At 65.2% G+C, this 24,289-nt stretch carries 23 protein-coding genes and 2 pseudogenes; 13 read left to right on the top strand and 12 right to left on the bottom strand.

Going from position 1 to position 24,289, the window contains the following annotated elements; all coding sequences use genetic code 11:
* Nucleotides 1-43: 43 nt before the first annotated feature.
* The 5 genes from BEK68_RS18460 (at nucleotide 44) to BEK68_RS18440 (ending at nucleotide 4,535) form a co-directional block, all read left to right on the top strand.
* Nucleotides 44-2,428: a HAMP domain-containing protein gene (locus BEK68_RS18460; protein ID WP_024542147.1), complete on the top strand. Its 2,385-nt coding sequence runs from the start codon at nucleotides 44-46 to the stop codon at nucleotides 2,426-2,428.
* On the top strand, nucleotides 2,428-3,144 hold the full coding sequence (locus tag BEK68_RS18455; RefSeq protein ID WP_027693106.1) for a methyl-accepting chemotaxis protein: 717 nt from the start codon (nucleotides 2,428-2,430) through the stop codon (nucleotides 3,142-3,144). Before BEK68_RS18460 ends, BEK68_RS18455 begins: the two co-directional genes overlap by 1 nt.
* Nucleotides 3,145-3,155: 11 nt before the next feature.
* The gene (locus BEK68_RS18450) at nucleotides 3,156-3,689 is read left to right on the top strand and encodes a hypothetical protein (protein WP_024542145.1); all 534 of its coding nucleotides are present in this window, start codon (nucleotides 3,156-3,158) and stop codon (nucleotides 3,687-3,689) included.
* 29 nt (nucleotides 3,690-3,718) lie between these two features.
* Nucleotides 3,719-4,084, top strand: a complete 366-nt coding sequence (locus BEK68_RS18445) for a response regulator (protein WP_004631346.1) — start codon at nucleotides 3,719-3,721, stop codon at nucleotides 4,082-4,084.
* 118 nt (nucleotides 4,085-4,202) lie between these two features.
* On the top strand, nucleotides 4,203-4,535 hold the full coding sequence (locus BEK68_RS18440) for a hypothetical protein (RefSeq protein ID WP_004631347.1): 333 nt from the start codon (nucleotides 4,203-4,205) through the stop codon (nucleotides 4,533-4,535).
* 12 nt (nucleotides 4,536-4,547) lie between these two features.
* Here the strand turns inward: BEK68_RS18440 and BEK68_RS18435 are convergent, their stop codons facing one another.
* The 3 genes from BEK68_RS18435 to BEK68_RS18425 form a co-directional block, all read right to left on the bottom strand.
* On the bottom strand, nucleotides 4,548-5,408 hold the full coding sequence (locus BEK68_RS18435; RefSeq protein ID WP_004631348.1) for a class I SAM-dependent methyltransferase: 861 nt from the start codon (nucleotides 5,406-5,408) through the stop codon (nucleotides 4,548-4,550).
* A 48-nt stretch (nucleotides 5,409-5,456) separates the two neighbouring features.
* Nucleotides 5,457-6,122: a glutathione S-transferase gene (locus BEK68_RS18430; protein WP_027693107.1), complete on the bottom strand. Its 666-nt coding sequence runs from the start codon at nucleotides 6,120-6,122 to the stop codon at nucleotides 5,457-5,459.
* Between the two features lie 63 nt (nucleotides 6,123-6,185).
* Entirely contained in the window at nucleotides 6,186-7,157 is a 972-nt protein-coding gene (locus tag BEK68_RS18425; protein ID WP_024542143.1) for a GlxA family transcriptional regulator, read from the bottom strand.
* A gap of 89 nt (nucleotides 7,158-7,246) precedes the next feature.
* On the opposite strand from BEK68_RS18425, the gene BEK68_RS18420 reads away from it, so the two are divergent.
* The 5 genes and pseudogenes from BEK68_RS18420 to BEK68_RS18405 all read left to right on the top strand — a co-directional run.
* The gene (locus tag BEK68_RS18420) at nucleotides 7,247-8,506 is read left to right on the top strand and encodes an MFS transporter (protein ID WP_065851846.1); all 1,260 of its coding nucleotides are present in this window, start codon (nucleotides 7,247-7,249) and stop codon (nucleotides 8,504-8,506) included.
* 75 nt (nucleotides 8,507-8,581) lie between these two features.
* Entirely contained in the window at nucleotides 8,582-9,988 is a 1,407-nt protein-coding gene (locus BEK68_RS18415; RefSeq protein ID WP_024542141.1) for an alkaline phosphatase family protein, read from the top strand.
* Nucleotides 9,989-9,990: 2 nt separating this feature from the next.
* The gene (locus BEK68_RS26490; RefSeq protein WP_156506995.1) at nucleotides 9,991-10,248 is read left to right on the top strand and encodes a hypothetical protein; all 258 of its coding nucleotides are present in this window, start codon (nucleotides 9,991-9,993) and stop codon (nucleotides 10,246-10,248) included.
* 57 nt (nucleotides 10,249-10,305) lie between these two features.
* On the top strand, nucleotides 10,306-10,482 hold the full coding sequence (locus BEK68_RS26485) for a hypothetical protein (protein ID WP_310735948.1): 177 nt from the start codon (nucleotides 10,306-10,308) through the stop codon (nucleotides 10,480-10,482).
* A 56-nt stretch (nucleotides 10,483-10,538) separates the two neighbouring features.
* A pseudogene (locus tag BEK68_RS18405) lies at nucleotides 10,539-11,390 on the top strand (M20/M25/M40 family metallo-hydrolase); the annotation flags it as partial.
* 322 nt (nucleotides 11,391-11,712) lie between these two features.
* On the opposite strand, the gene BEK68_RS18400 reads toward BEK68_RS18405, so the two are convergent.
* Entirely contained in the window at nucleotides 11,713-12,483 is a 771-nt protein-coding gene (locus BEK68_RS18400; protein ID WP_024542139.1) for an SDR family NAD(P)-dependent oxidoreductase, read from the bottom strand.
* Nucleotides 12,484-12,600: 117 nt separating this feature from the next.
* Nucleotides 12,601-13,182, bottom strand: a complete 582-nt coding sequence (locus BEK68_RS18395; RefSeq protein WP_024542138.1) for a CGNR zinc finger domain-containing protein — start codon at nucleotides 13,180-13,182, stop codon at nucleotides 12,601-12,603.
* 147 nt (nucleotides 13,183-13,329) lie between these two features.
* On the opposite strand from BEK68_RS18395, the gene BEK68_RS18390 reads away from it, so the two are divergent.
* Both BEK68_RS18390 and BEK68_RS18385 read left to right on the top strand, forming a co-directional pair.
* Nucleotides 13,330-14,400, top strand: a complete 1,071-nt coding sequence (locus BEK68_RS18390; RefSeq protein WP_024542137.1) for an NAD(P)H-dependent flavin oxidoreductase — start codon at nucleotides 13,330-13,332, stop codon at nucleotides 14,398-14,400.
* A 173-nt stretch (nucleotides 14,401-14,573) separates the two neighbouring features.
* Nucleotides 14,574-15,482, top strand: coding sequence for an alpha/beta fold hydrolase (locus tag BEK68_RS18385; protein ID WP_024542136.1), 909 nt, complete (start codon nucleotides 14,574-14,576; stop codon nucleotides 15,480-15,482).
* An 8-nt stretch (nucleotides 15,483-15,490) separates the two neighbouring features.
* Here the strand turns inward: BEK68_RS18385 and BEK68_RS18380 are convergent, their stop codons facing one another.
* Entirely contained in the window at nucleotides 15,491-16,408 is a 918-nt protein-coding gene (locus BEK68_RS18380; protein WP_024542135.1) for a LysR family transcriptional regulator, read from the bottom strand.
* 158 nt (nucleotides 16,409-16,566) lie between these two features.
* Here BEK68_RS18380 and BEK68_RS18375 point away from each other — a divergent pair, with 158 nt between their 5' ends.
* Nucleotides 16,567-17,832, top strand: coding sequence for a serine hydrolase domain-containing protein (locus BEK68_RS18375; protein WP_024542134.1), 1,266 nt, complete (start codon nucleotides 16,567-16,569; stop codon nucleotides 17,830-17,832).
* 71 nt (nucleotides 17,833-17,903) lie between these two features.
* Here BEK68_RS18375 and amaB read toward each other — a convergent pair whose 3' ends face one another.
* The 6 genes and pseudogenes from amaB to BEK68_RS18345 form a co-directional block, all read right to left on the bottom strand.
* Complete coding sequence (gene amaB, locus BEK68_RS18370; protein WP_027693108.1) at nucleotides 17,904-19,436, bottom strand: L-piperidine-6-carboxylate dehydrogenase; 1,533 nt, start codon at nucleotides 19,434-19,436, stop codon at nucleotides 17,904-17,906.
* Between the two features lie 66 nt (nucleotides 19,437-19,502).
* Nucleotides 19,503-20,568, bottom strand: a pseudogene (locus BEK68_RS18365) (ABC transporter substrate-binding protein).
* Between the two features lie 26 nt (nucleotides 20,569-20,594).
* Nucleotides 20,595-21,728 carry an NAD(P)/FAD-dependent oxidoreductase gene (locus tag BEK68_RS18360; protein ID WP_024542131.1) on the bottom strand — a complete coding sequence of 378 codons (1,134 nt, stop codon included), beginning with the start codon at nucleotides 21,726-21,728 and terminating at the stop codon, nucleotides 20,595-20,597.
* Nucleotides 21,721-23,151 (bottom strand): NAD(P)/FAD-dependent oxidoreductase, encoded by a 1,431-nt coding sequence (locus BEK68_RS18355; protein ID WP_024542130.1) that lies wholly within the window; start codon nucleotides 23,149-23,151, stop codon nucleotides 21,721-21,723. Before BEK68_RS18355 ends, BEK68_RS18360 begins: the two co-directional genes overlap by 8 nt.
* The gene (locus tag BEK68_RS18350; protein WP_024542129.1) at nucleotides 23,151-23,477 is read right to left on the bottom strand and encodes a (2Fe-2S)-binding protein; all 327 of its coding nucleotides are present in this window, start codon (nucleotides 23,475-23,477) and stop codon (nucleotides 23,151-23,153) included. The genes BEK68_RS18355 and BEK68_RS18350 overlap by 1 nt, the downstream gene beginning before the upstream one ends.
* 13 nt (nucleotides 23,478-23,490) lie before the next feature.
* A complete protein-coding gene (locus tag BEK68_RS18345) occupies nucleotides 23,491-24,285 on the bottom strand; it encodes an ABC transporter permease (protein ID WP_024542128.1) in 795 nt (264 codons plus the stop codon).
* Nucleotides 24,286-24,289 lie beyond the last annotated feature (4 nt).

Here is a 24,289-nt window from a genome sequence, read left to right as displayed (position 1 = left end):
CCCCCTTCTTTCAGGGGGAGCGGTTGAATCGAGAGAATTTCAAATGACCATTCGTCATCGCATTACATTGCTGGTGGTGTTGATGTTTGTCGCGCTGGCGGCCATCGGCGGATACGCGGTCTACCAGACCCGCAGCAGCGCTGCAGAGGTCCGCCAGGTGACCGAAGGTGTGGTGCCGAGCGCGCTGGCGTCGGCCGACCTGGTATCGCTCGTCAAGGACGTGCAGTTGGCGACGATGGTGTTGGTGTATGCACCGGACGCCAACATCGTCGCGCAGGCCAAGGACGACCTGAAGGCGAAAGAAGCCGCCCTGCGTGCGGCATTGGATGTACAGGCCAAACGCGCCAACAGCCACGCGCAGGAAGGTCTGGTTGCCCAGGCCAAAGAGGCCGTCGACAGCTACGTCGACGCCATCCAGCAGACCACCGACATGAAGCTCGCGGGCAAGGACGAGTTGGCACAGGCCTTCCTGTTTGCCAACGTGGCCAGCTACCGCGACGTGCTGGAAAAGATTGTCGAGACGCTGCGCATCGAGAAGAACCGCGAAAAGGATGAAGCCATTGCCGGCCTGAATGGCAAGCTTGCGAGCACGGCCACCACCATTGGCGTGGTGAGCGGCGTGGCGGTCGTCCTGCTCACCGCCATCGGCATGCTGCTGTATCGCCAGATCACCCGGCCGCTCACGCGCATGCAGGCCGAAATGAGCGAGATCGCCAGCAGCCAGGATTTCACGCGCCGTGTGCCGGTGGGACGCATGGACGAGATCGGCCACTCGGTCGTCGCGTTCAACCAGATGATCGAGAAGATCCAGGAGAACGCCGCGCTGCTCAAGCAGAAGACGGCCGACATCCAGGCGATGCTGCAGAACATGCAGCAGGGCATCCTGACCGTGGTGGATGGCGGTGTGGTGCACGAGGAATACTCGGTCTACCTCGAATCGATCTTTGAGACGCAGGAGATCGCGGGCCGCAAGTTGATGGAGCTGATCTTTGCCGATACCAGCCTGGGCGCCGATACGCTGTCGCAGGTGGAAGCGGCGGTCGATGCCTGCCTCGGGCAGGACATCATCAACTTCGCGTTCAACCAGCATCTGCTGGCGAGCGAGGTGGAAAAGCTCATGCCGGATGGGCGCGTGAAGACGCTCGACCTGTCGTGGTCGGCCATCACCGATGAGAGCGACACGATCCTGCGCCTGATGCTGTGCGTGCGCGATGTGACCGAACTGCGCAAGCTGGCCGCCGAGGCCAGCGAGCAGCGCCGCAACCTGGAGATGATTGGCGAGATCCTGGCGGTGAGCCAGGAGAAGTTCCAGCACTTCATCGACAGCTCTACGACCTTCGTGCACGAGAACGAACGGATCATCCGCCAGTATTCGCAGGCGGACAGCGCAGCCATTGCGGCGCTGTTCCGCAACATGCACACCATCAAGGGCAACGCGCGCACATACAACCTGCAGCACCTGACCAACGTGGTGCACGAGACCGAGCAGACCTACCACGCGCTGCGCGAACCCGACAGCGAGCACGCTTGGGATCAGGACTGGCTGATGCAAGAGCTGTCGCGCGTGCGCGAGGCCATCGAGAACTACGCCCGCATCAACGAGGTGAAGCTGGGCCGCAAGGGGGACGCGGCGCAGGGCAATGCCACGCATGCCGCGCCCGATGTGATGGCACGCATTCAGGAAAGCCTGCGCCTGGTGGAATCGGCCAACCCGGGTAACCTGCACGAACTCCTGGCGATGCGCGATTCCGTCCATCAACTGCTGCGCCTGCTGGGCAGCGAGACGGTGGACACGCTGTTGTCCGGCGCGCTGCAATCGCTACCGTCGCTGGCGCAGGAGCTGGGCAAGGAGCCGGTGGCTGTGCGCATCGACGACAACGGCTACCGTGTACGCGCCGAGGCGCGCGGCATCCTGCAGAACGTGTTCATGCACCTGCTTCGCAACTCCATCGACCACGGCATCGAACCGGCCGAAGAGCGTATCGCCCACGGCAAGCCGGCCGCAGGCAAGGTCGACATCGAAGTTGGTGTTGACCAGGGCATGCTGCAGATCACCCTGTGCGATGACGGCCGCGGCCTGGCGCTCGAGCGCATCCGCAGTATCGCCGTGGAGCGCGGCTGGATTGGCGCAGACCAGCACGCCACCGACGAAGACATCGCGCAGTGCATCTTCCGCCCGGGTTTCTCGACTGCCGACAAGGTGACGGAAGTGTCAGGGCGCGGCGTTGGCATGGATGCCGTGCTGGAGTTCCTCAAGCGCGAGCATGGCCGCATTGAGCTGCGCTTCACCGACGAGCACAAGGGCGCAGCGTTCCGCCAGTTCCAGACGGTGGTGTGCCTGCCCGAACGCTTTGCCGTTGACAGCGTGAACACGACGCTCGGCGCGGCACCGGCAGTACGCGTGGATCTTGATAAGGAAGCATCGTGATGGGGACGATTGTTATGGCCGTCATCGCTGGCGGCTTGGTTGCCGGTGTGCTGATGTGGATGATCCGGCAGCGGAAGGTGAATGCGCTCGTGCGCACCTTGGGCGATGCCGATCGCCGCATTGCTGATCTGTCAGCGGATCTTTCGAAGCACGCCGCGCTGGTCGAAACGGGCATGCAGGAAGTTGCTGCACTGGAAACCACGGTCGGCCAGATGCGCGATGCCGCTGCCGATCAGCTGGAGGTCATCGAACAACTGCGTACCGAACTGCAGTCGGCCACGGCTGCCAAGGAGCACTGGGCGAGCCGCGCGGGGCAGATTGCCGAAGAAGCGGTGCGCCTGCGCGGCCTGGCGCTGACGTTTGAGCGCTGGCACGAGCAGATGATCTCGCTCATGGAGCAGAACCACGACATGCACGCGAAGAACGAGGAACTGCAGTCCATCGTCCGGCATGTGGTGATCGTCTCGCTCAACGCGTCCATCGAGGCGGCGCGTGCGGGGACGGCGGGCCGCGGTTTTGCGGTGGTGGCCAGTGAGGTGCGTTCGCTGGCTGCGCGTTCGGAAGAATTGTCAAAGAGCTATCGCAACAGCCTGCACCTGAATGATCTGACCACCACCGCCACGTTTCAGGACATCCAGGCGGGCGGCAAGATGATCACTGCATCGCTGTCGAGCGTCGAGGCGCTGGCGAGCCAGTTTCAACACCAGCTTCACTAGGCAGGTCTGACGTGATCCGCAGCAACGCACAAGAGAGTTTCGATCGCATCTTCCGCAAGGCCGCGCGTACGCGGCTTGTGCGGCAGGCCGAAGACATGTGCCAGATCGGCACCGCAGCCGAAGGCGACTCCATCAACGGCGAAGAGGCGCTGATCCTCACCATCTCGTCCATCGCCTTCCGTCTTCTGTTGGTGCTGCGATTTGATGAATCCGACGCCACGCGCACGTACTTCACGGGCGAAGGCGCCGGGCGTTCTTTTGAAGAAGCGCGTCTGGAAATCGGCAACCTGTGCTGCGGCGCACTGAACCAGGAACTGCTGCAGGTGTTTCCCGACCTTGGCATGTCCACGCCCTATGTGGTGAGCGCGCGCTGCCTGCCGTATCTGGATGTGCTCAAGCCAGGCTACGTGGCCACCTACGCGGTCACCATCAACGACACGGTGCGCGTGGACGCCACCGTGTGCGTGTGTGCCCATGCTCCCCTGGATTTCGTGGCCGATGTGAGCGACGAAGTGGAATCCGGTGGCGAGCTGGAATTGTTTTGATTTGGAAGTTTGAGAACGAGGAAAGCGTCATGAGCAAGATTCTGGTTGTCGACGATTCGAGCACCGTCCGTGATGAGGTGGCCGGCTTTCTGAAGAAGCACGGTCTGGCGGTGGATACCGCCGTGGACGGCAAGGACGGCCTGGCCAAGATCAAGGCCAACCCCGGCGTCAAGCTCGTCATCAGTGACGTGAACATGCCCAACATGGACGGTTTGACCATGGTTGAGAAGGTGCGCGGCGAGCTGGGCAACAAGACGGTCAACGTCATCATGCTCACCACCGAAAGCAGCCCTGCCATGAAAGACCGTGGCAAGGCCGCCGGCGTGAAGGGCTGGATCGTCAAGCCGTTCAAGGGCGACGCGGTGCTTGAGACGTTCAAGAAGCTGGCAAGCTGAGAGGCGAGGCAGCGCAGCCGGGTGCGCCATGCTCAACCCGGCGCTGCAGGGCATGGCGCCCGCGCGATTTTGGAGCCAAACTTGCTTGCCTGAAGCTCGTTTGGCCGAGGGAGCCATCATGCAAGAGCTCGCCTTTCGCACGCTGCTGTACCGCTACTTCTTCTTCGGCTGGCTGTTCAAGGATGCCAGCCGCGGCAACCTGTTCGAACGGTCGGCCGCTTGGCGTTTCAACCAGGCGCACGCGCACTGGCTGCTGGCCTATATGCGACGCTGGCTGTGGTGCGGATTGCTCTGCTACACGCTGGGCGGCGTACTGGAGCTGGGGCTCAACACGCCGGGGCTGTCGGTGCTGTTCTATGTGCCCAGCGCGTTGAGCGTGCCAGTCAACGTAGTCATCGGGGTGCTGTGGATCGGCCTGAAAGCGCTGCCCGGGCCGCTGCGCGAGCGGTAGGCGCGTGCGCGGCTAAACCGTCGCCAGCAGCAATTCTTCTGCGTTGCGCGGCGGGCGCAGGCCATCGGTCCGGCCGGAGAAATAGCGTTCCGTCAATGTGTCAGCCGAAATGTGCTGGGCATCGCGAAAGCCGTTTTCGCGGGCCAGCGCGAGCATCTCTGGCGGCGTGAAGAAGCTGATGAATGGTGTGCCGCTCGCGCGTGCACCTTTCTCCGCCATCTCAAGGCCGGGGCGGACGTCCGGGTCCGCCATCTCCAGCGGCAGCAGGAATGTCATCGCCAGCATCGATCCCGGCGCCATCGACGCCACCTGCCGCAGCGTCGCCGCATTGGCTTCCTTCGACAGATACATGCTCACACCCGTGGAGACCACGATGGCCGGCCTGCGCGTATCAAACCCGGCTGCGCCCAGCGCATCCTGCCAGGATTCGCGCGCCTCGAAATCCACCGGCACGAAGCGCAGCCAACGCGGAATGCCGAAGCCCAGCGCTTGCAGACGCTGGCGCTTCCAGGCCTGCGGGCCGGGCTGATCGACTTCAAACACCGTCATGCGCGATGCCACATCGGGTCGGCGTTGCGCAAAGCTGTCCAGCCCCGCCCCGAGAATCACGTACTGGCTCAAGCCACGGCCCGCTTGTTCGATGACGAGGTCTTCGATAAAACGTGCGCGCGCCACAATGGACGCGCGAAACGGACGCGTGAACTGCGGGTCCATGTCGCCGCGTCGTTGCCAGCCGGGCTCCGGGGCGAGCAGCTTCAAGCCTACTGCGTCTTCCAGCACGTGCGGCGGTGCATCGCTGTGCATGTGCAAGGCGCGCCACAACGCGACGCGTGCTGCGGTGCTGTCGGGGGATGCTGTCTGTGGTTCGTCCATTGCTTACACGCCTCCATCGGTGGATCAGTCGGTCAGTCGGTCACTGGATCAATCCAGATGCTGATACTCGGGAAACACGGCAATGGCCTGCACGGGTTGCTTCGTCATGCAGACCTCGAACAGGTGGCTGGTGAGCCACCCGGCCAGCCAGGCCTGTACTGCGGGCAGCGGCTGGCGGGCAAACCAGTCCGGCTCCACCGCCGCAAACTGCCGCACGAACGGAAAGATCGCCAGATCCGTCGCGCACGGCGTTGGGCCGCCAAGATAGCGTTGATCTAGCAAGCGCGATTCCAGCGGCATCAGCAGCGTTTCTGTTGCCCGGGCACGCGCCGTCTCGCGCGGCGTTGCCTCTTGCGGATAGCGATCGGGGTACTTGTAGCGATCGAGCTGGCGTTTGAATTCGCCGTCGTTGGTGCGCAGCAGGGCGAGGTTGTCGTCGGATTGCGCGCGGCTCCACCAGCCTTCCGGGTCGCGTGCTTCGAAGGCCCAGCGCATGATGTCGAGGCTTTCTTCCAGCACGCTGCCATCGGTCAAACGCAAGACGGGAACGGTGCCTTTGGGAGACAGCGCCAGCAGTTCGGCAGGCTTGTCGCGCATGACGATCTCGAACGTCTGGAAGCGTCGATTGGCTTGCAGCATAGCCAGGCGCGCACGCATGGCGTAGGGGCATCGGCGATAGCTGTAGAGCAGGGGCAAGACTGGATTGTCGGACATCGGTGCGAATGCGAGGCTACGGATTTCAGGCGCGCCAGGGTAGCGGATGCATGGCGCGGCGCGCTAGGCCACCAGGCGTGTGTGCCCCGGTCGTCCTGACCGCCCCGAGCGCCGCACCGATTGCGGCGGCTGGCCGAACACGCGGATGAACGCCCGCCGCATGCGTTCGGGGTCGGCAAAGCCCACGGCGCGCGCGACTTGTTCCAGCGATTCGTCACCCGCTTCCACGCGCGGCCGCGCGATTTCGGCACGGAGCTTTTCGATGGCCTTGGCGGGCGTCTGGCCGGTTTCGGCCACAAAGGCGCGGTCGAACTGGCGGCGGCTCAGATGGGCAACTTCGGCCAGCCGGTCGACGTCCAGGGCTTCGTGAAGGTGCTCGCGCGCATAGCCCAGCGCGCGCGCGATGCGGCTCGATGCCGGGTCCAGCTCCAGCAAGGTGGAGAATTGCGACTGCCCGCCGGGGCGCCGGTGATAGACCACCAGCTCGCGGGCCACGGCGCGTGACAAGTCGACGCCCAGGTCTTCTTCGATGAGCGCCAGCGCCAGGTCGATGCCCGACGAGATGCCGGCCGACGTCCACACCGGCCCGTCGTGGGTGAAGATGTGGTCGCTCTGCACCTGCACGCGCGGATAGCGCCGCTGCAGCAGCGCTGCCATGCGCCAATGTGTGGTGGCGCGGCGGCCATCGAGCAGGCCTGCCGCCGCCAGCGCAAACGCGCCGGAACACACGCTCGTCATGCGCCGCGAGTGGTCTGCCGCTTCCCGCACGAAGGCGATCAGCCGCGGCGAGAACGCATCTTCGCGCGGGCCGTTGCCGCCCGAGATGACCAACGTATCGAAGGCCGGATCGTCCAGGCCCTGCGTCTGCATGACGAGGCCGGGCGCGCTCTGCACCTGCGCGCCGCCTTCGGACAGCACGTCGATCCGGTACTCCGGCTGGGCCGCGAGCCGGTTCGCCACGTCAAAGGCTGTCAGCGGGCCGGTGAAATCGAGCAGGCTGCAGCCCGGAAACACCAAAAAGCCAATTCTGCGCATGATGTCTTGAAATGAGGGATTAAAGTCATTTAGGCCTGATGTTGCTCCGCCAGACTGCTGCTGTCAAACGCATTTCTGGAGAGACGATCATGACAACCGCGATGGGCTTGCCGGCCACGTCGACGCCCATGTCGCGCCATCACCGCTGGAAGGTGCTGGGCGTGGGTGTGGCGGCCAATGCAAGTTTTTCGGCCGCGTTTTCGGGCATCCCGACGACTGCCGTGTTCATCCGCTCGGCGTATCACCTAGGCAATGCGGAGCTGGGCGTGGCGTTGGGCGCGCTGGGGCTCGGCATCGCCATCAGCGAGTTGCCCTGGGGTTTGCTGACCGACCGCTGGGGCGATCGCACGGTGCTGCTGACGGGGCTTGGGCTGACCGCGATGGCACTGTTCGTGATGGCATGTTGCGTGGTGCCGCTGCATGGCAACGTGCCGCCGCTTGCGTGGCTGGTGGGCGGCATGCTCAGCGTCGGCCTGCTGGGCGGCAGCGTGAACGGATCGAGCGGCCGCGCCGTCATGGGCTGGTTTCGCGAAGGCGAGCGCGGGCTGGCCATGAGCATCCGCCAGACCGCCGTACCGCTGGGCGGCGGCATTGGCGCGCTCGTGCTGCCGACTATCGCCGCGCACGCCGGGTTTGCCGCCGTCTATGGCGTGCTGGCGGCGGCATGTGCGTTGACTGCGGTACTGACGTGGCTGTGGGTGCATGACGCGCCGGACACGGTGAATGCGGTTGCGCAAGCAGCCCCGCCCGGGGGCACTGGCCCGCTGCGCGATCCAACGCTGTTGCGCATGGCCCTGGCCATTGGGCTGCTGTGCGTGCCGCAAGGCGCGGTGGTTGCTTTTGCCACGGTGTTCCTGCGCGACTTCGCACACGCCAATGTGCTCACACTCAGCCTGACCATGGCAGCGGTGCAGGGCGGGGCGGCCGTCATGCGCGTATGGAGCGGGCGCTGGACCGACCGCCACGGCAATCGCCGCGCCTATCTGCTCGCGTGTGCGCGGTTGAGCGTTGCGCTGTTCGTTGGGCTGGCCGGCGTGGCGTGGATGACGTCGGCGCTGTCGATCGATCTGTCGGTCATGCGCGTTGCGCTGGTGGCGGCCGTGGTGGCGGGCGGCATCTGCGTATCAGCGTGGCATGGCGTGGGCTATACCGAATTGGCCACGCTGGCCGGTGCGCAGCGCGCCGGCACGGCGCTGGGGCTCGGCAACACGGGCGCGTTTGCGGCACTCGGGCTGACGTCGCTGTGCCTGCCGCAGGTGTTGGCGTGGTCGTCGTGGCCGGTGGTGTGGCTGGTGGCGGCCGGCAGCGCGCTGATTGCATGGCGAGTGCTGCCGGCGGTACGTCAGTAGACGCGCGCAACGCCAATCCCCTCGTTTCTTCCTATAGTGCCCCGCAGAACAACGCAACGAAACGAGGGGGCCACCATGGCAGGCTTGAATGCAATCGAGCACGTGGTCGTGCTGATGTTGGAGAACCGGTCGTTCGACAACCTGTTCGGCACGCTGTATTCAAAGAGCGCGGAGTTCGACGGGCTGTCGGGCGAAGAGACCAACCCGGATGGCGGCGGCCAGGCCATCCGCGTGTGGACGACGCCCGCACCGCCCAACGTGATGACGCTGCCCAACCCCGACCCGGGCGAACTCTTCACCGACATCAACCAGCAGCTCTTCGGCCAGCAGATGCCGCTGGGGCAGACGCCCACCATGCAGGGTTTCACCACCAACTACGCCAAGAACGGTGGCGACCCGCGCGACATCATGCATTTCTTCACGGCGGACCAAGTGCCAGCACTGAGCACGCTGGCGCGCAACTACGCCGTGTGCGATGCGTGGTTTGCCTCGGCGCCGTGCCAGACGTGGCCCAACCGGTTCTTTGTGCACACCGGCACCGCGCACGGTTATCCGAACAACTCGCCGGTGCACTTTCCGTACTTGATGCCGACGCTGTTCAATGCGCTTGACGGCGTGGTGCCCGACGATTGGGCTGTCTATTACCACGACTTCGCGCAGTCGCTCACGCTGACGCGGCTATGGCTGCACCTGGATCACTTTCACCTGTTCGACGATTTTCTCGACGATGCGTCCAGCGGAAAGCTGCCCTCGTACAGCTTTATCGAGCCACGTTACTTTGCGGATCTCGACTGGCCCAACGATATGCATCCGCCGCACGATGTCGGCTACGGCGATGCGCTGGTCGCGCAGGTGTACAACGCGCTGCGCAGTTCGCCGCAGTGGCATCAGACCCTGCTCGTCATCACCTTTGACGAGCACGGTGGCTGCTTCGACCACGTGCCGCCGCCTGCCGTGGTGCCGCCCAGCCCGCCGCAACCGGGGCAACTCTTCGCGTTCGACCGGCTGGGCGTGCGCGTGCCGGCGGTAGTGGTGTCGCCGTGGATTGCCAAGGGCACGATCTTCCGCTCGACCGTGGCGCAGCCGTACGATCACACCGCCATCATCAAGACGCTGCGCGTGCGCTACAACATCCAGACGCCGCTTACCGCGCGCGATGCCAGCGCGCCCGACCTTGGCCACGTGTTGGAGCTGAGCGTGCCCGACGACAACCGCGAGCCCGTCGTCGCCCGTACCATGGCAGCGAACCCGGCCGGTTTGCAGGCGGCACGCAACGCACCGCTCAACGACTTCCAATGGGCAATGCACGAATCGGCGGCGATGCTGGCGCCGCTGGGTACCGGTATCAGCATTGATGACCACGTGCGCAACTTGTCGACCGATCAACAGCCGCCCGTGCCCGCCGCACAGAATGCCCAGCAGGCAGCGCAGCACATCAAGGATGTGCTGGCGTCGATGGATCTGCCGCATGCGGGGCAATGATCATGAACGCACCGCTTCAGCACTCGCCCGTTGTCATCCGCGCCTTCAGACCTGGCGACGAGCCGCTCTTGCACGCCGTCTTCCATTGCGCTGTGCACGGCATCGCCGCTCGCCGGTACGCCCCCGAGCAATGCGAAGCCTGGGCACCTACCGACTACGACGTCGCCCAGTGGCATGAGCGCATCCGCCGCATCCAGCCGTTCGTGGCGGAACTCGACGCGCAGCCCGTCGCTTATGCCGATTTGCAGGCGAATGGATAGATCGATCACTTCTTCGTATCCGGCGACCATGCGCGACAAGGCATCGGGCAACAACTCATGAGCCACATCTTCGGGTTGGCAGCGCAGCGCGACATGCCGCGTGTGCAAGCGCACGTGAGCTTGAGCGCCGAGCCCTTCTTTGCCTGCAATGGGTTTGAAGTGATCGCACGCCAGGCAGTGACGGTGCGCGGTGTCTTGCTCGATAACGCGTTGATGGTGCGCATGCAGGCGTGAGCCAAGAGTGGCACGAGGCTTTGTTCTTCGGGGAAACCCTCGGAATGGAGTTAAAGATCGTCAGCAACAAGCCCGAGCTGGTGAAGGCCGAGTTCGGCATCAACGAAGGCGGCGGTGGCGAGTTGCGCAACGGCAAGCCGGTGCTCCACCGCATTCAGGTGGCCGAGAAGATGTACTCGACGTACGAGCTGGAAGTGCGTGACGTGGGCGGCCACAGCGCGGTGCCCACGAAGACAAACCCGATCTATGCGTTGTCAGCCGCGCTGGATCGGCTGGGGGCGTATCAGTTTCCCGTCAAGCTGGTCGACGTCACGCAGACTTACTTTGCCCGCAGCGCGCCTCTGGCCACGGGGCAACTGGCGGACGATATGCGTTCGGTGGGCACCGGCAAGCCGGACCAGGCCGCGATCGATCGGCTCTCGGCCATTCCGTTCTACAACGCACAGTTGCGCACGACGTGCGTGGCGACCATGGTCAACGCCGGCCACGCCGAGAACGCGCTGCCGCAATCGGCCAAGGCGACCGTCAATTGCCGCATCCTGCCGCACGATGATCTGGCGGATATCGATCGTCAGCTGAAGCAGGTGATCAGCAACGAGAAGATCAGCGTGCGTTACGTCAACAAGCCGCTGGCGAGTCCCGCGTCGCCGCTCAACGGCGACTTGATGAAGACGGTGGAAGCGCTGACGCAGCAGATGTGGAATGTGCCGGTGATTCCGGCGATGAGCACGGGCGCGACCGACAGCCGGTTCATGCGCAATGCGGGCATTCCGATGTATGGCGTGTCGGGGTTGTTTACCGAGCCGGCTGACCTGCGCACGCATGGTCTGGATGAGCGTATCGAGATTGCACGGTTGTATGACGGGCGGGAGTTTCTTTATCGGCTTGTGAAGCGGTCGGCCGAGTAAATTGTTGGGCGCTGCGCTCGTGTTTGTCTTCGGGCGCGGCTTGTTAGTGCTGGTTTGTGTTGGGTTTCGTCCCCTGCAGGGGACGACCTACTTTCTTTGTCTTGCCAAAGAAAGGTAGGCAATGAAAGGCGCGCCCGAGATGGCGACTTCCCCTTGGATTTGTGTCACGGGAGGGAGGGGAGGCAAACTCGCTGCGCTCAGACAGTCTCCCCTCTTTTGCCTCCCCGTGACAAAAATCCAAGGCGCCATCTAGGGCAGGGTACGGCCACACCCTCTGCGTGCAGGAGTTGGCGGCGCGGCGCGTGTTCTGGGTGGGTACTTCTCAGATGAAGCCGCCGTCGGTCATCAAGGTGCGGCCGGTAATCCAGCGGCCGTCGTCCGAGGCCAGGAAGGCGATGGCGTCGGCGATATCGTCCGGTTCGGCCAGGCGTCCCATCGGTGTCGATTCGCGCATGCGCGCTTTGACTTCATCGGGAATCGGGGCGGTCATGTCAGTGCGTGTAAGCGCCGGTGCCACGGCGTTGACGGTGATGTTGCGCGGGCCCAGTTCTACGGCAAACGCGTGGGTGAGGGCGCTGACGGCGGCCTTGCTTGCCGCGTACACCGCCAGCCCTGCGCGGGGCCGGTACACCAGGCTGGAAGACACGTTCACGATATGCCCGCCGCGCGCCGGCACATGCGGCAGCACCGCTTGCGTGACGAGAATCGTCGAGAAGGCATTGGTGCGGAACTGCGCGTCGAACGATGCGAGATCGATGCTGCCGACCGGCTGGTTTTCCAGAATGCCGGCATTGTTGACGAGGATGTCGATGGCGCCGAAGGCCTCGCGCACGGTGCTCACCATCGCGTCGACGGAAGTGGCATCGCTCACGTCGGCCTGCACGGCAATGGCTTGGCCGCCGGTGCTGCGGATGCTGTTGACCACGGCGTCGGCTTCTGCGGCGTTGCTGCGATAGACCACGGCCACGCGGGCGCCGTCGGCGACCAGTCGATGCGCCACGGCGGCGCCGATGCCGCGCGAGCCTCCGGTAACGATGGCGGTGCGGCCTGCCAGGCGTTGGGGCGTGGACTGGGTGGTTTGAGTTGCGGACATGCTGTTCTCCTGAATGGGTGCGATGTTTCCGGAGAACAGGTTACGAACGAGCGGGCTTGTGCGCAGCCCGTTCGGCCGCGACGCGGCGTTCCAGCATTGGAACGACCGGGGCCGCGATCAGCCCTGCTGGCGTTTGCGGTATTCGGCCACCTTATGCCGGTTGCCGCAGACGGCCATGCTGCACCAGCGGCGCTTGTGCGACTTGGTGCGGTCGTAAAACCACAGCGTGCATTCGGGGTGTTCGCACACGCGCACGAGCTGGAAATCGCCCTCGGCGAGCAGATGCGCAGCGGCTTCGGCCAGCGGCGCCAGACATTGCTCGACCGAATCGTTGGGGCGCAGGCGTTCGACGCGCGGGGTGCCGTTTTCCCACACCAGCACGGGATGGCTTGGCGCCTGCCGCAGGAACACATTCAGCGCATCGGCGCTGGCCGCACGGCCCGACTTGCGTGCCTCCACCAAGGTGCGAATCACTTCGCGCAGGTGCCGCGCCACGGCCAGCAGCACGCCAGGCGGATAACGGCCTGCCACAGGCTCCGCGAGCCAGCCGGCGCGCACCAGCCAATCGGAGACATCGACGTCGCTCTGCCAGAAATCGTGGGGCTGGCCGTTGACGTTGGCCACGGTATTGAGCATGTCCAGCACCGGATCGTCGGCGATCAGCAGGGGAGCATCGGTGGCAGCTGCGAGTGCGGGCATGGCGATTTTCAAAAAGACAGTTGGTTGAATTGTAACCAATTTAATAGGCTATGACAGTTACGCGTTGCACGCGTGTTTCAACGGATCAATCCGGTGAAAAGCCGCCGCATTACCATGTCTGATCCAAGTAACTTGCCGGAGATGATCATGAGCGCATGGCCCGATGCACGCGTGCTGGCGTTGTTCAATATCGAAGTGCCCATCGTATTGGGGCCGATGGCGGGGGTGGCGGGCGTGGAGCTGGCGATTGCCGTGGCGCGTGGCGGCGGGCTTGGTTCGTTGCCGTGTGCGATGCTCAGCGTCGAACAGATCCGGCAGCAGGTCGGGCAGTTTCGGGCGGCCGTGCGTGGCCCCGTCAACCTGAACTTCTTCTGCCACACGCCGCCGCAGCCGGATCCCGAGCGCGATGCCAGATGGCGAGCCCATCTGGCGCCGTACTACGCCGAGTTCGGTATCGACCTGAATGCGCAAGCGCCGGCCGCAAACCGCGCGCCGTTTGACGAGACAACGTGCGCGCTGGTTGAGGAACTGAGGCCGGAGGTGGTGAGCTTTCACTTCGGGTTGCCCGCGCCGGAGTTGCAGGCCCGCGTGAAGGCCACGGGGGCGAAGATCATCTCCGCCGCCACCACGGTGGAAGAGGCGCGCTGGCTGGAAGCGCGCGGCGTAGACGCCATCATCGCCATGGGCAACGAGGCAGGCGGCCATCGCGGCATGTTCCTCGCCAAGACGATCGAATCGCAGGTCGGCACGTTCGCGCTGGTGCCGCAGGTGGCCGATGCGGTGAAGGTGCCGGTCATTGCGGCCGGCGGCATCGGCGATGCGCGCGGTGTGGTGGCGGCGTTGGCGCTGGGGGCATCGGCGGTGCAGATCGGCACGGCCTACATGCTGTCGCCGGAGGCCAAGACATCGGCCATTCATCGCGCGGCGCTCAAGCAGGCTACAGACGCCGACACCGCGCTCACCAACCTGTTTACCGGCCGACCGGCGCGCGGCATCGTCAACCGGCTGATGCGTGAGATTGGCCCGATGAGCACGTTTGCGCCGGCCTTCCCGACAGCCGGCGGCGCGTTGGCGCCGCTGCGCGCCAAGACGGAGCCGACCGGCTCAGGCGATTTCATCAACCTGTGGTCCGGCCAAGCGGGCCGGCTGGCCACGGAAGACTCGGCCGAAGCCATCACGCGGCGCATTGCCGCCCAGGCGCTCGAGCGGCTCACCTGAGTTTTCCTGCTGCATTGTTTCCCGCGCGGGCACGCCAGACGGCGTGCCCGTTTTGTTTCGCATCTCAAATCGTCATGCGAGCGATGTGAAAATTTTATGTAACTTGAAAAATAGTATTTACATGGTTACGATGGTTTCGTTGCTCTTTCTCGAAACCCATCCGGAGCCTTGCCATGAACGCCCCTGCCCGAACCGCTGATCTGGCTGTCGATGCGTATGCCCCCACCGCTGTGCGTCATCGCACGGTGGATGTCGAAGGTGTGCGCGTGTTCCATCGGGAGGCCGGCCCAAGCGATGCCCCGACCGTGCTGTTGCTGCATGGCTTTCCGAGCGCATCGCATATGTTCCGCAACCTGATTCCGCAGTTAGCCGGGCGCTATCACGTGGTGGCGCCGGACTTTCCCGGCTTTGGCCTGACGCAGGTGCCGAGCGATTTCCGCTACACGTTCGACAACCTCGCGCATGTGGTGGACGGCTTTACGCAGGCGGTCGGCCTGTCGCGCTACGCCATCTATGTGTTCGACTACGGCGCGCCGGTCGGCTGGCGCCTGGCGATGGCGCACCCGGAGCGCATCAGCGCCATCGTCACGCAAAACGGCAACGGCTATGAGGAAGGGCTGGGCGAAGGTCCGTGGGCGCCAGTCAAGGCGTATTGGGACAACCCGGACGAAGCGCATCGCCGTGAGCTGCATCCGATCGTTTCAGACGAGATGACGCAGTGGCAATACCTGGATGGTGTGCCCGACCCGACGCGCGTCGCGCCGGATGGCTATCTGCTCGATCAATATTTCCTGAGCCGTCCGGGCCAGCTCGACATCCAGATGGATCTGTTCCTGGATTACGCGAGCAACGTGGCGCTGTATCCGGCGCTGCATGCGTACTTCCGCGCGCATCGTCCGCCGCTGCTCGCGGTATGGGGTCGCAATGACACCATTTTCATTCCGCCCGGCGCGGAGGCCTTCAAGCGCGACCTGCCCGATGCGGAGGTCCACTTTGTCGATAGCGGCCACTTTGCGCTGGAGACGCACCATGCGGAAATTGGTGCGCGCATGCTCGACTTTCTTGGCCGCGTGGTGAAGTAACGCGCGGTTCAGGTCAACGGTTGCATGGTGGCTTCCGCGGCAAAGCGCTCGCGCAGGAACGCCACCAGCGCCTTCACCGACGGCGGTACGCCTGCACGCGATGGATAGAGTGCGTGCAGGTCGGCCGGCTCGGGTGTCCAACCCCGCAGCACCGTACGCAGGCTGCCGCTGCCGAGCGCGGCATGACAGCAATGCTGCGGCAGGATGGCCAGCCCGAGCCCTGCGATGGCAGCTTCGCGCAGGGCGATGATGTTGTCGCTGGCAAAGCGCGGGCGAATCGGCAGCGACCGCCGGTGCCCGCGCGCATCGTGCAGTACCCAATCGCGGCTGCGGGTGAGCGAGCCTTGCCCCAGGCAGGAAAAGTCTTCCAGCGCGGCCGGCGTGTCGGGTTCACCCACGCGGGCAAGCAACGCGGGACTTGCCACCAGCACGCGCGGCGAGACCGCGAGATGCCGCGCTACCACGTCGCGCGAGGGCAGTGGCCCCGTGGCCGCGCGGATCGCCACGTCAATGCGCTGCTCGATCAGGTCGACGTACGTGTTCGACAAGTCCAGTTCGATGCGCAGCTTCGGATGTGCATCGGCAAATTCGGCCAGCCAGCCGGCCACCAGCGTTTCTGCCAGTAGCGTCGACGTGCCGACGCGCAGGACGCCAGCCGGTTCACTGCGTGCCGCGCCGGCCAGCGCTTCAATGGCTGCCGACGCATCGGCCATGTCGCGCGCATGCCGATATATCGCCTCGCCCACCGGCGTGACCGATACGCGATGGCTTGAGCGCTGCAGCAGCCGCGTGCCGAGCTGCACCTCCAATTCGGCAATGCGACGGCTCAGGCGTGACTTGGGAATGCCCGTGGCGCGCTCGGCAGCGGAAAAGCCACCGGCTTCCACCACGCGCGTGAAGAGGTACAGGTCGTCGAAGCGCTTCATGTTGGGACGGGGTTGCGGTCGAACTGCATTGAAGCATAGGCGCTGGCAGGGCGCTCTCGCGGCCAATGATTCGGCGCTGTACAGTGTCGCTGGGCGGGCTGCGCGCGTCAGAATCGGCGCAGGCTGGATCGGAGTCGGGATCAATGCAAGGAGAAAGCATGGACAGGCAAGGCACGCAAACGCAGGGGATGTCCCGCGATCGGCTCGAACGGGTCGAGCGCTTTATCGATGACGCCTACATTGCGACCGGCAAGCTGCCCGGTGCGCTCACCCAGGTGTGGCGGCGCGGCGAGCTTGCGTTGAACTCCGTGCTGGGCCTGGCCGACCGCGAGCGTCAGGTGCCGCTGGCCGAAGATTCGATCTTCCGCATCTACTCCATGACGAAGCCGATCACGTCGGTGGCGTTCATGATGCTGGTGGAAGAATGCAAGGTCGCGCTGGACGATCCGGTCAGCAAATTCATCCCCGCATGGGCGAACCTGGGCGTGCACGCCGGCGGCTTCATGGAAGGCTTCCAGTCGCGGCCGGTCAAACGTGCCATGCGCATGGTCGACCTGCTGCGGCACACCTCGGGCCTGACCTATGGCTTCCACCAGAACACGAATGTCGACGCCGCGTACCGCCGGCTGAAGCTGGGCGATATCGCGACCGATGGCACGCTCGACGAGATGATCGAAAAGCTGGCCGGCGTGCCGCTGGAGTTCTCGCCCGGTGAGGCTTGGAACTACTCCGTTTCCACCGACGTGCTCGGCTACCTCGTCGGCAAGATCAGCGGCATGCCGTTCGAGACCTTCCTGAAGGAACGGATTTTCGATCCGCTGGGCATGGTCGATACCGCCTTCCATGTGCCGGAGGAGAAAGCATCGCGCTTCTGCGCGTGCTATGCCGTGGGCGCGCTGGGCTCGAAGGCGGTGTCTGAACGTGGACCGGTCTTGCAGGACGATCCGCGCACCAGCCCCTACCTGAAGCCGCCCAGCTTCATCTCAGGCGGCGGTGGTCTGGTTTCCACGGCGGCGGACTACCTGCGTTTTTCGCGCATGCTGCTGCAGGGCGGCGAGCTGGATGGGGTTCGCCTGCTGGCGCCGAAAACGCTGGCGCTGATGACTGCCAACCATCTGCCGGGCGGGCGCGACATGTCTAGCCTGTCGTCGCCTTCGATGTTCAGCGAGGCCGCGTATGACGGCGTCGGGTTCGGACTGGGCTTCGCGACCACGATCTCGCAGGCCGCCACGTTGATTCCCGGCAGCACGGGCGATTTCTTCTGGGGCGGCGCGGCCGGCACCTTCTTCTGGGTGGATCCGCAGGAGGATCTGATCGGCCTGTTCCTGACACAGGTGCTACCTTCGTCCGCCTACCCTGTGCGCCGGCAATTGCGCACGCTGGTCTACAGCGCGATCACCGATGTAGGCGGCGCGGCGCGTTGAGCGCGCGTTGACCATCAGGGCGGCGGTGCATCTGGCGCCGCCGCCCGAATATCCCATCGATCAGGCGCTGATCAAACGTCGAATCGAACGCCCTGCGCCAGCGGCAGCGCGCCGCTGTAGTTGACGGTGTTGGTGGCGCGGCGCATGTAGCCCTTCCACGCGTCCGAGCCGGATTCGCGGCCGCCGCCGGTTTCCTTCTCGCCGCCGAATGCGCCGCCGATCTCGGCGCCCGACGTGCCGATGTTGACGTTGGCGATGCCGCAGTCGCTGCCGGCCGACGACATGAAGCGCTCGGCATCGCTCAGGCTTGCCGTGAAGATGGCAGACGACAGGCCCTGCGGCACGCCGTTCTGGATCGCGATGGCCTGTTCGGTGTCGCCGTCGTACGTCACGACATAGAGGATCGGTGCGAAGGTCTCGCTTTCCATCACCTTGGTCGGCTTCGGCATCTTGACCAGCGCAGGACGCACGTACCAGGCGTCGGCGCCGAGGTCTTCGCGCACGCGCTCGCCGCCCAGCACTTCGCCGCCTTCAGCGCGAGCCTGCGCGAGTGCCTGTTGCATGCCGTCGAAGGCAGCCTGGTCGATCAACGGGCCGACCAGCGTGCCGTCAGCCAGCGGGTCGCCAATGGCGATGCTCTGGTAGATCTTTTCCAGGCGAGCCAGCAGCGTATCGGCCACCGAGCGGTGCACGATCAAACGCCGCAGCGAGGTGCAGCGTTGGCCTGCCGTGCCGACGGCGGCAAAGGTGATGGCGCGCGCGGCCAGTTCCAGATCCGCCGAAGGGGTGACGATCATCGCGTTGTTGCCGCCCAGCTCCAGGATCGAGCGGCCGAAGCGCTCCGCCACCTTCACGCCCACCTGGCGGCCCATGCGCGTCGAGCCCGTGGCGCTGACCACCGGCACGAGGTGGCTGGCCACCAGCGCTTCGCCCACGTCGCGCCCGCCGATCAGCAGTTGGCTCAGTCCGGCAGGAATGGCCCCGGGCTTCTCGGCATTGAACGCGTCGACCACCTGTTGCATCAGGTGCTGGCATGCAATGGCGGTGAGCGGCGTTTTCTCCGACGGCTTCCACACGATGGCGTTGCCGCACACCAGGGCGAGCGCGGCGTTCCACGACCACACCGCCACCGGAAAATTGAACGCCGAGATGATGCCCACCACGCCCATCGGATGCCACGTTTCCATCATCCGGTGCCCAGGGCGCTCGCTGGCGATGGTCAGGCCATGCAGTTGCCGCGACAGACCGACGGCGAAGTCGCAGATGTCGATCATCTCCTGCACTTCGCCCAGGCCCTCGGAGGTGATCTTGCCCGCTTCCAGCGATACCAGTTCGCCCAGCGCCGCCTTGTGCGTGCGCAGTACCTCGCCCAGGCGGCGCACCAGTTCACCGCGTACGGGCGCCGGCACGGTACGCCACGCCAGATACGCCTGATGCGCACTCTGGATGGCCGCCTCGGCCTGGCTGGCGGTATGCGATTTCACGGTCGCCAATACCGTGCCATCGCGCGGGGCGCGGCTCGTCCAGTCCGTGCCTTCATAGGCCTTCAGGTTCAGGCCGAGGGCCTTCAGTACGGTCTGCAATCGTGTTCGGGAATCTGACATGGCGCGAATCCTTGCTGTTCTCTCGTGTTCAATCGAAAAACTGTTGCGGTGCGGCGGTGCTGACGCTCAACGCTCGACGATGCGGTTCCAGCGCTTGCTCCATTCCGGGCGCTCGGCGTTGATCACGTCCCAGTCCAGCGCAACGGCCGTCTTCAGGATGGTGTTCATCTTGTTCTGCTCTTCCGCCGCCTTGCCCTTGAGCGGGGCCTTGGGGTTAACTGGATTGTAGGAGCCGTTTTCCATGGCGAGTGCCTGCGCCTCGGGGCTGATCAGGTAGTCCGCGAGCTTCTGCGCCAGCTCGGCATCCGGGTTGTTGGCCAGCACGCACTGCGCCGTCAGCAGAACGACAGCGCCTTCCTTGGGTGCGACAAATTCCATGGGGATGCCCTTCGATTTCATCAGCTCCACCTGCGTGAGCGTGTAGGGGAACAGCGCCGCATCACCCGCCTGCATCATCTCCACCACCTTCGACGAGTTGGGGATGTACTCGACCACGTTCGGGCCGATGGTCGTGGGCCATGCCTTGAAAGCCGGGTCGACGTTCTTTTCGGTGCCGCCCTTCAGCCGGTTGAACATCAGGAAAGCGTCCAGCCCGAACGACGAAGCCGGCATGGATTGCACGACCACCTTGCCCTTGTATTTCGGGTCAGCCAGATCGCCCCACGAGGTGGGCGGCGTCCAGCCCTTGTCGGCGAAGATCTTGGTGCTGTAGGCGAGGCCGGTCAGCCCCATCGACAGGCCCACCGCGTAGTCCCCCTTGAGGTGCGCAATGGCGGGCACGGCCGACAGGTTGGCCGTGGGCTTGAGCTTTTCGCACAGCCCCCATGCCGATGGCGCGGAACATGACACCGTCGTCCAGCGTCATCACGTGCATCTGAGCCTTGCCTTTGGTCGCCTGCGCCTTGGCGAGGATGTCGGTCGAGGTGCCCGGCACGACGACGACCTTGACGTTGTTGGCCTTCTCGAACGGCGGGAACACGAACTGCGTGTATGTGCGTTCCATGTTGCCGCCGTTCATGCCGATGTACAGCGTCTTGGTTTCCGCATGGGCGGCGCCGGCGGCGAGCAGCGCGGTTCCGGCAGCCGCAGCAATGATGGACGTGAACGATGTTTTCGCGTGTTTCACAAGCATGGTGGTCTCCTGGGGCATCAAGTGCATCAAGCTGCGGGTGGCAGAAAGCGTTGGATGGAAAAGGGCTCGATCGGCGTGGTGGTGCGGCCTTCGGCAATCAGCTCGGCCATGACATCGCCCACGCCGGGGCCGAGTTGGAAGCCGGCGCCGGCAAAGCCGAAGGCGTGGAACAGGCCAGGGCGGCGGGCACTGGGGCCAATCACGGGCTGGTCGTCGGGCAGATTGCCTTCCGTGCCGCTCCAGGTGCGGATGATGTGGGCGCCCGTGAGTTGCGGCAGCAGGGCAGCCAACTGCGGCAGCTGGCGCAGGATCGCCACGTGCGACGAGCGTGCTCGCTGGTCGTCCAGCACGTAGCCGCGCCCGCCGCCGAACACCACATTGCCGCGCCGCACCTGGCGGCAGTAGATGCCGCCGCCTTCCACGCCCAGGCTCCAGGGCAGGAAGAACGGCAGCGGTTCGGTCACGCCCATCGTGGGCGGGATGGTGAACATGGGCACGGGCTCGCCCCATTGCGCGGCAAACTGGGCTGCCCAGGCTCCGGCGCAGTTGACCAGCGCGGAGGCTTTGACCTCCAGATCGCGGTCATGTTGACGAGCATGGACGACGAAGCGCGCACCATCGTGCTCGACCGATTGCACCGGCGCGTGCTCGCGCACATCGGCGCCGGCAGCCTGCGCGGCGCGAGCGAACGCGGGCGACAGCAGGCGCGGATTGGCTTGTCCATCTTCCGGGCACAGCGAGCCGCCGACGATCTGCTCGCCGCCCATCGGAAAAACTTTCTGCAGCGCAGCCCGGCCTTCGATGAGCTGCAGCCCCAGGCCAAAACCCTCGCTGCGCGCTGCATAGCTGGCCAGCGATTCCATGTCGGCCACGCTGCGCGCGATCTTGAAGTGCCCGCTGCGCTCGTACTCGGCCTCGGTACCGATCAGCTCGGTCAGGCGCCCCCAGATCTGGTGCGAACGCTGGGCCAGCGGCAGCTGCTCGATGGAGCGGCCCTGGCGCCGCACACCGCCAAAATTGACGCCGCTGGAGCGTGAGCCGCACAGGTCGCGTTCGAGCAAGGTGACGGTCAGCCCGCGCCGCCGCAGGAACAGCGCCGTGGCGCTGCCCATGATGCCGCCGCCGATGATGGCCACGTCGCATGCAAGCTGCTCACGCATGGTGGTCCTCCGGTTCGATCACCTCGGTCACATCCAGCGGCAGCGGCTTGATCGGTGCCTGCCCGCGCAACCGGCCCACCTGTGCCAGCGGAACGGACTGCGCTTGCGCCAGGATTTCGGCTGCCGCTGCGCCGCACATCCGGCCCTGGCAGCGGCCCATGCCGACCCGGCACAGTGCCTTCAGCCGATTCAGTTCATGCACGCCGCATTCGGCGGCCGTCTGGCGAAGGGTGCCGGCGGTGACGTTTTCGCAGCGGCACACCACCAGGTCGTCGCCGGCGTGCGCGGCCCAGTCATCGGGAAACGGGAAGGCGACTTCCAGCGCGTGGCGGAACCGCTCGATCTTCTGCAGGCGCTGGCGCAGCGCGGCCAAGCGATCGGCGTCGACGGTGATTTGCCGATCCTGCAACAGGGCGAGCGCGGCCAATTCGCCGGAGTACTCGGCTGCGTCGGCGCCCATGATGCCCGCGCCATCGCCTGCCAGATAGACGCCCGCGACGGAGCTGCGCCGCATCGCATCAATGCGCGGTACATGGCAGCGGTGCAGCGCCGAAAACTCGAACGCGCAGCCCAGCAGATCGGCGAGTTGCGTTTCGGGCCGCAGCGCGTAACCCATGCCCACCGCGGAGCATGCGGTGCGCTGCTCGCGGCCGGCGCTGTCTTGCCACACGAGTTGTTCGATCGCCGCATTGCCTTCGGCGCACAGCAGTCGCACGCCGTGGTGCATGGGAATGCCGTGCAGCTTGAGCCAGGCGACCAGCGCCAACCCCTTGGCCATGACGGCGGGCTGGCCCAGCATGGCCGGTGCCGCCTTGTAGCGCGCGGAGGCCGGTGCGGTGTCGAGCACCGCCACGACATTCGCGCCGGCCTTCGCGTACTGGCAGGCCACCAGATACAGCAGCGGGCCGGTGCCGGCAAACACCACGGCATCGCCAATCGCACAGCCCTGGTATTTGAGCGCGACTTGCGCACCGCCCAGCGTATAGACGCCGGGCAGCGTCCAACCCGGGACGGGCAGCACGCGGTCGGTGGCGCCGGTCGCGACAATCACATCGCGCCACGGCAGGCTACTGACCGCGCGCGTCGGCACATGCAGCAGGTCGAGCAGATCGGGCTGGGCATTCCAGACCAGGGTCTGCGGGTGGTAATCGATCTGGGATTGGAGGCGGTCGAAGGTGGCGTGTATTGCCTGCGCACGTTCGGCTTCGGTGCCGTACAGATCTGCGGCACTCCGGGCGAAGCCATCTGGCTGGCGGCGATAAATCTGGCCGCCGGCGCGCGGAGCTTCGTCCAGCACGATGGGTTTGAGCCCGTGCGCCAGCAGCGTCTGCGCCGCACGCACACCTGCCGGCCCGGCACCGATGACGACGGGCGGCAGATCCTCTTGCGACTGCCGCTGCAGCGTGGGGGCGGGTTGCGTCATCACGCGGCCCCCTGGTTGCCGGCCGGCTGCGTGCAGATGTGCATGCCGGGTTCGATCATGGTCTGGCAGGCACGCAGCGATTTGCCATCGGCCAGGCGCACCCAGCAGTCCTGGCATGCGCCCATCAGGCAGAAACCCGCGCGCGGCTGCTGGCTGAATTCATTGATGCGCAACTGGCGTATTTGCGTAAGCACGGCCGTCAGGACGGTGTCCCCGGCAAGGGCTTCAGCGGGCTGCCCGTCTAGCACGAAGGCCACTGTGGGGCGATTGCGCTCTTTGAGGCGCTGGAGCTGCGCGCGGGCAGAGCGGTTTGCAGGAGCATTCATCGTGGTCCCTGTCTCAATGCTTGCCGATCAGAATTCGGTCGAGGCCATAGACCTTGTCCAGCAGCAGCATCAGCGCGAGCGTGAGGAAGACGATCAGCGCCGAGACGGCGGCCATCATCGGGTCAAGCGATTCCGTGGCGTACATGTACATGCGCACCGGCAGCGTGACGGTGGCGGGCGACACCACGAAGATCGACATCGTCAGTTCATCAAAGCTGTTGATGAAGGCCAGCAGCCAACCGCCCGTGATGCCCGGCAGGATCATCGGCAGCGTCATGCGGCGGAACACCGTGAAGCTGCTCGCACCCAGCGAATAGGCGGCGTGCTCGACCGAGTGGTCAAAGCCCACCAGCGCCGCCATCACCAGCCGCATCGTGTACGGCGTGACGATCAGCGCGTGCGCGAAGATCAGCCAGCCGAAGCTGCCTTGCCCGCCCACCAGCGAGAACATGCGCAGCAGCGCCACGCCCAGCACCAGGTGCGGAATGATCAGCGGCGACAGAAACACGCCTTGCAGATACTGCAGGCCCGGGGCGCGGAAGCGGACGATGGCCATGGCCGCCGGCACCGCCAGTGCGGTCGACAGCGTGGCCGCCGCCAGGCCCAGCCAGAGGCTGTTCCAGAACGACTGCACGAAGTCGGGGTGATGCAGCACCTGGTCGAACCAGCGCAGCGAGAAATGGCTGGTGGGCAGCGTGAGCGTTTCTTCGGGCGTGAAGGCGACGATGCACACGATCACCAGCGGTGCCAGCATGAAGGTGATGACGAGCGCGTTGAAGATGAGCGCGAGCGGTCCGTTCTTTTGCATGTGC

The organism is Ralstonia pickettii (assembly GCF_001699815.1).
Lineage (GTDB): Bacteria > Pseudomonadota > Gammaproteobacteria > Burkholderiales > Burkholderiaceae > Ralstonia > Ralstonia thomasii.
Note: the sequence above shows the minus strand (reverse complement) of the source record. Positions and strands in the feature narration are given on the sequence as shown.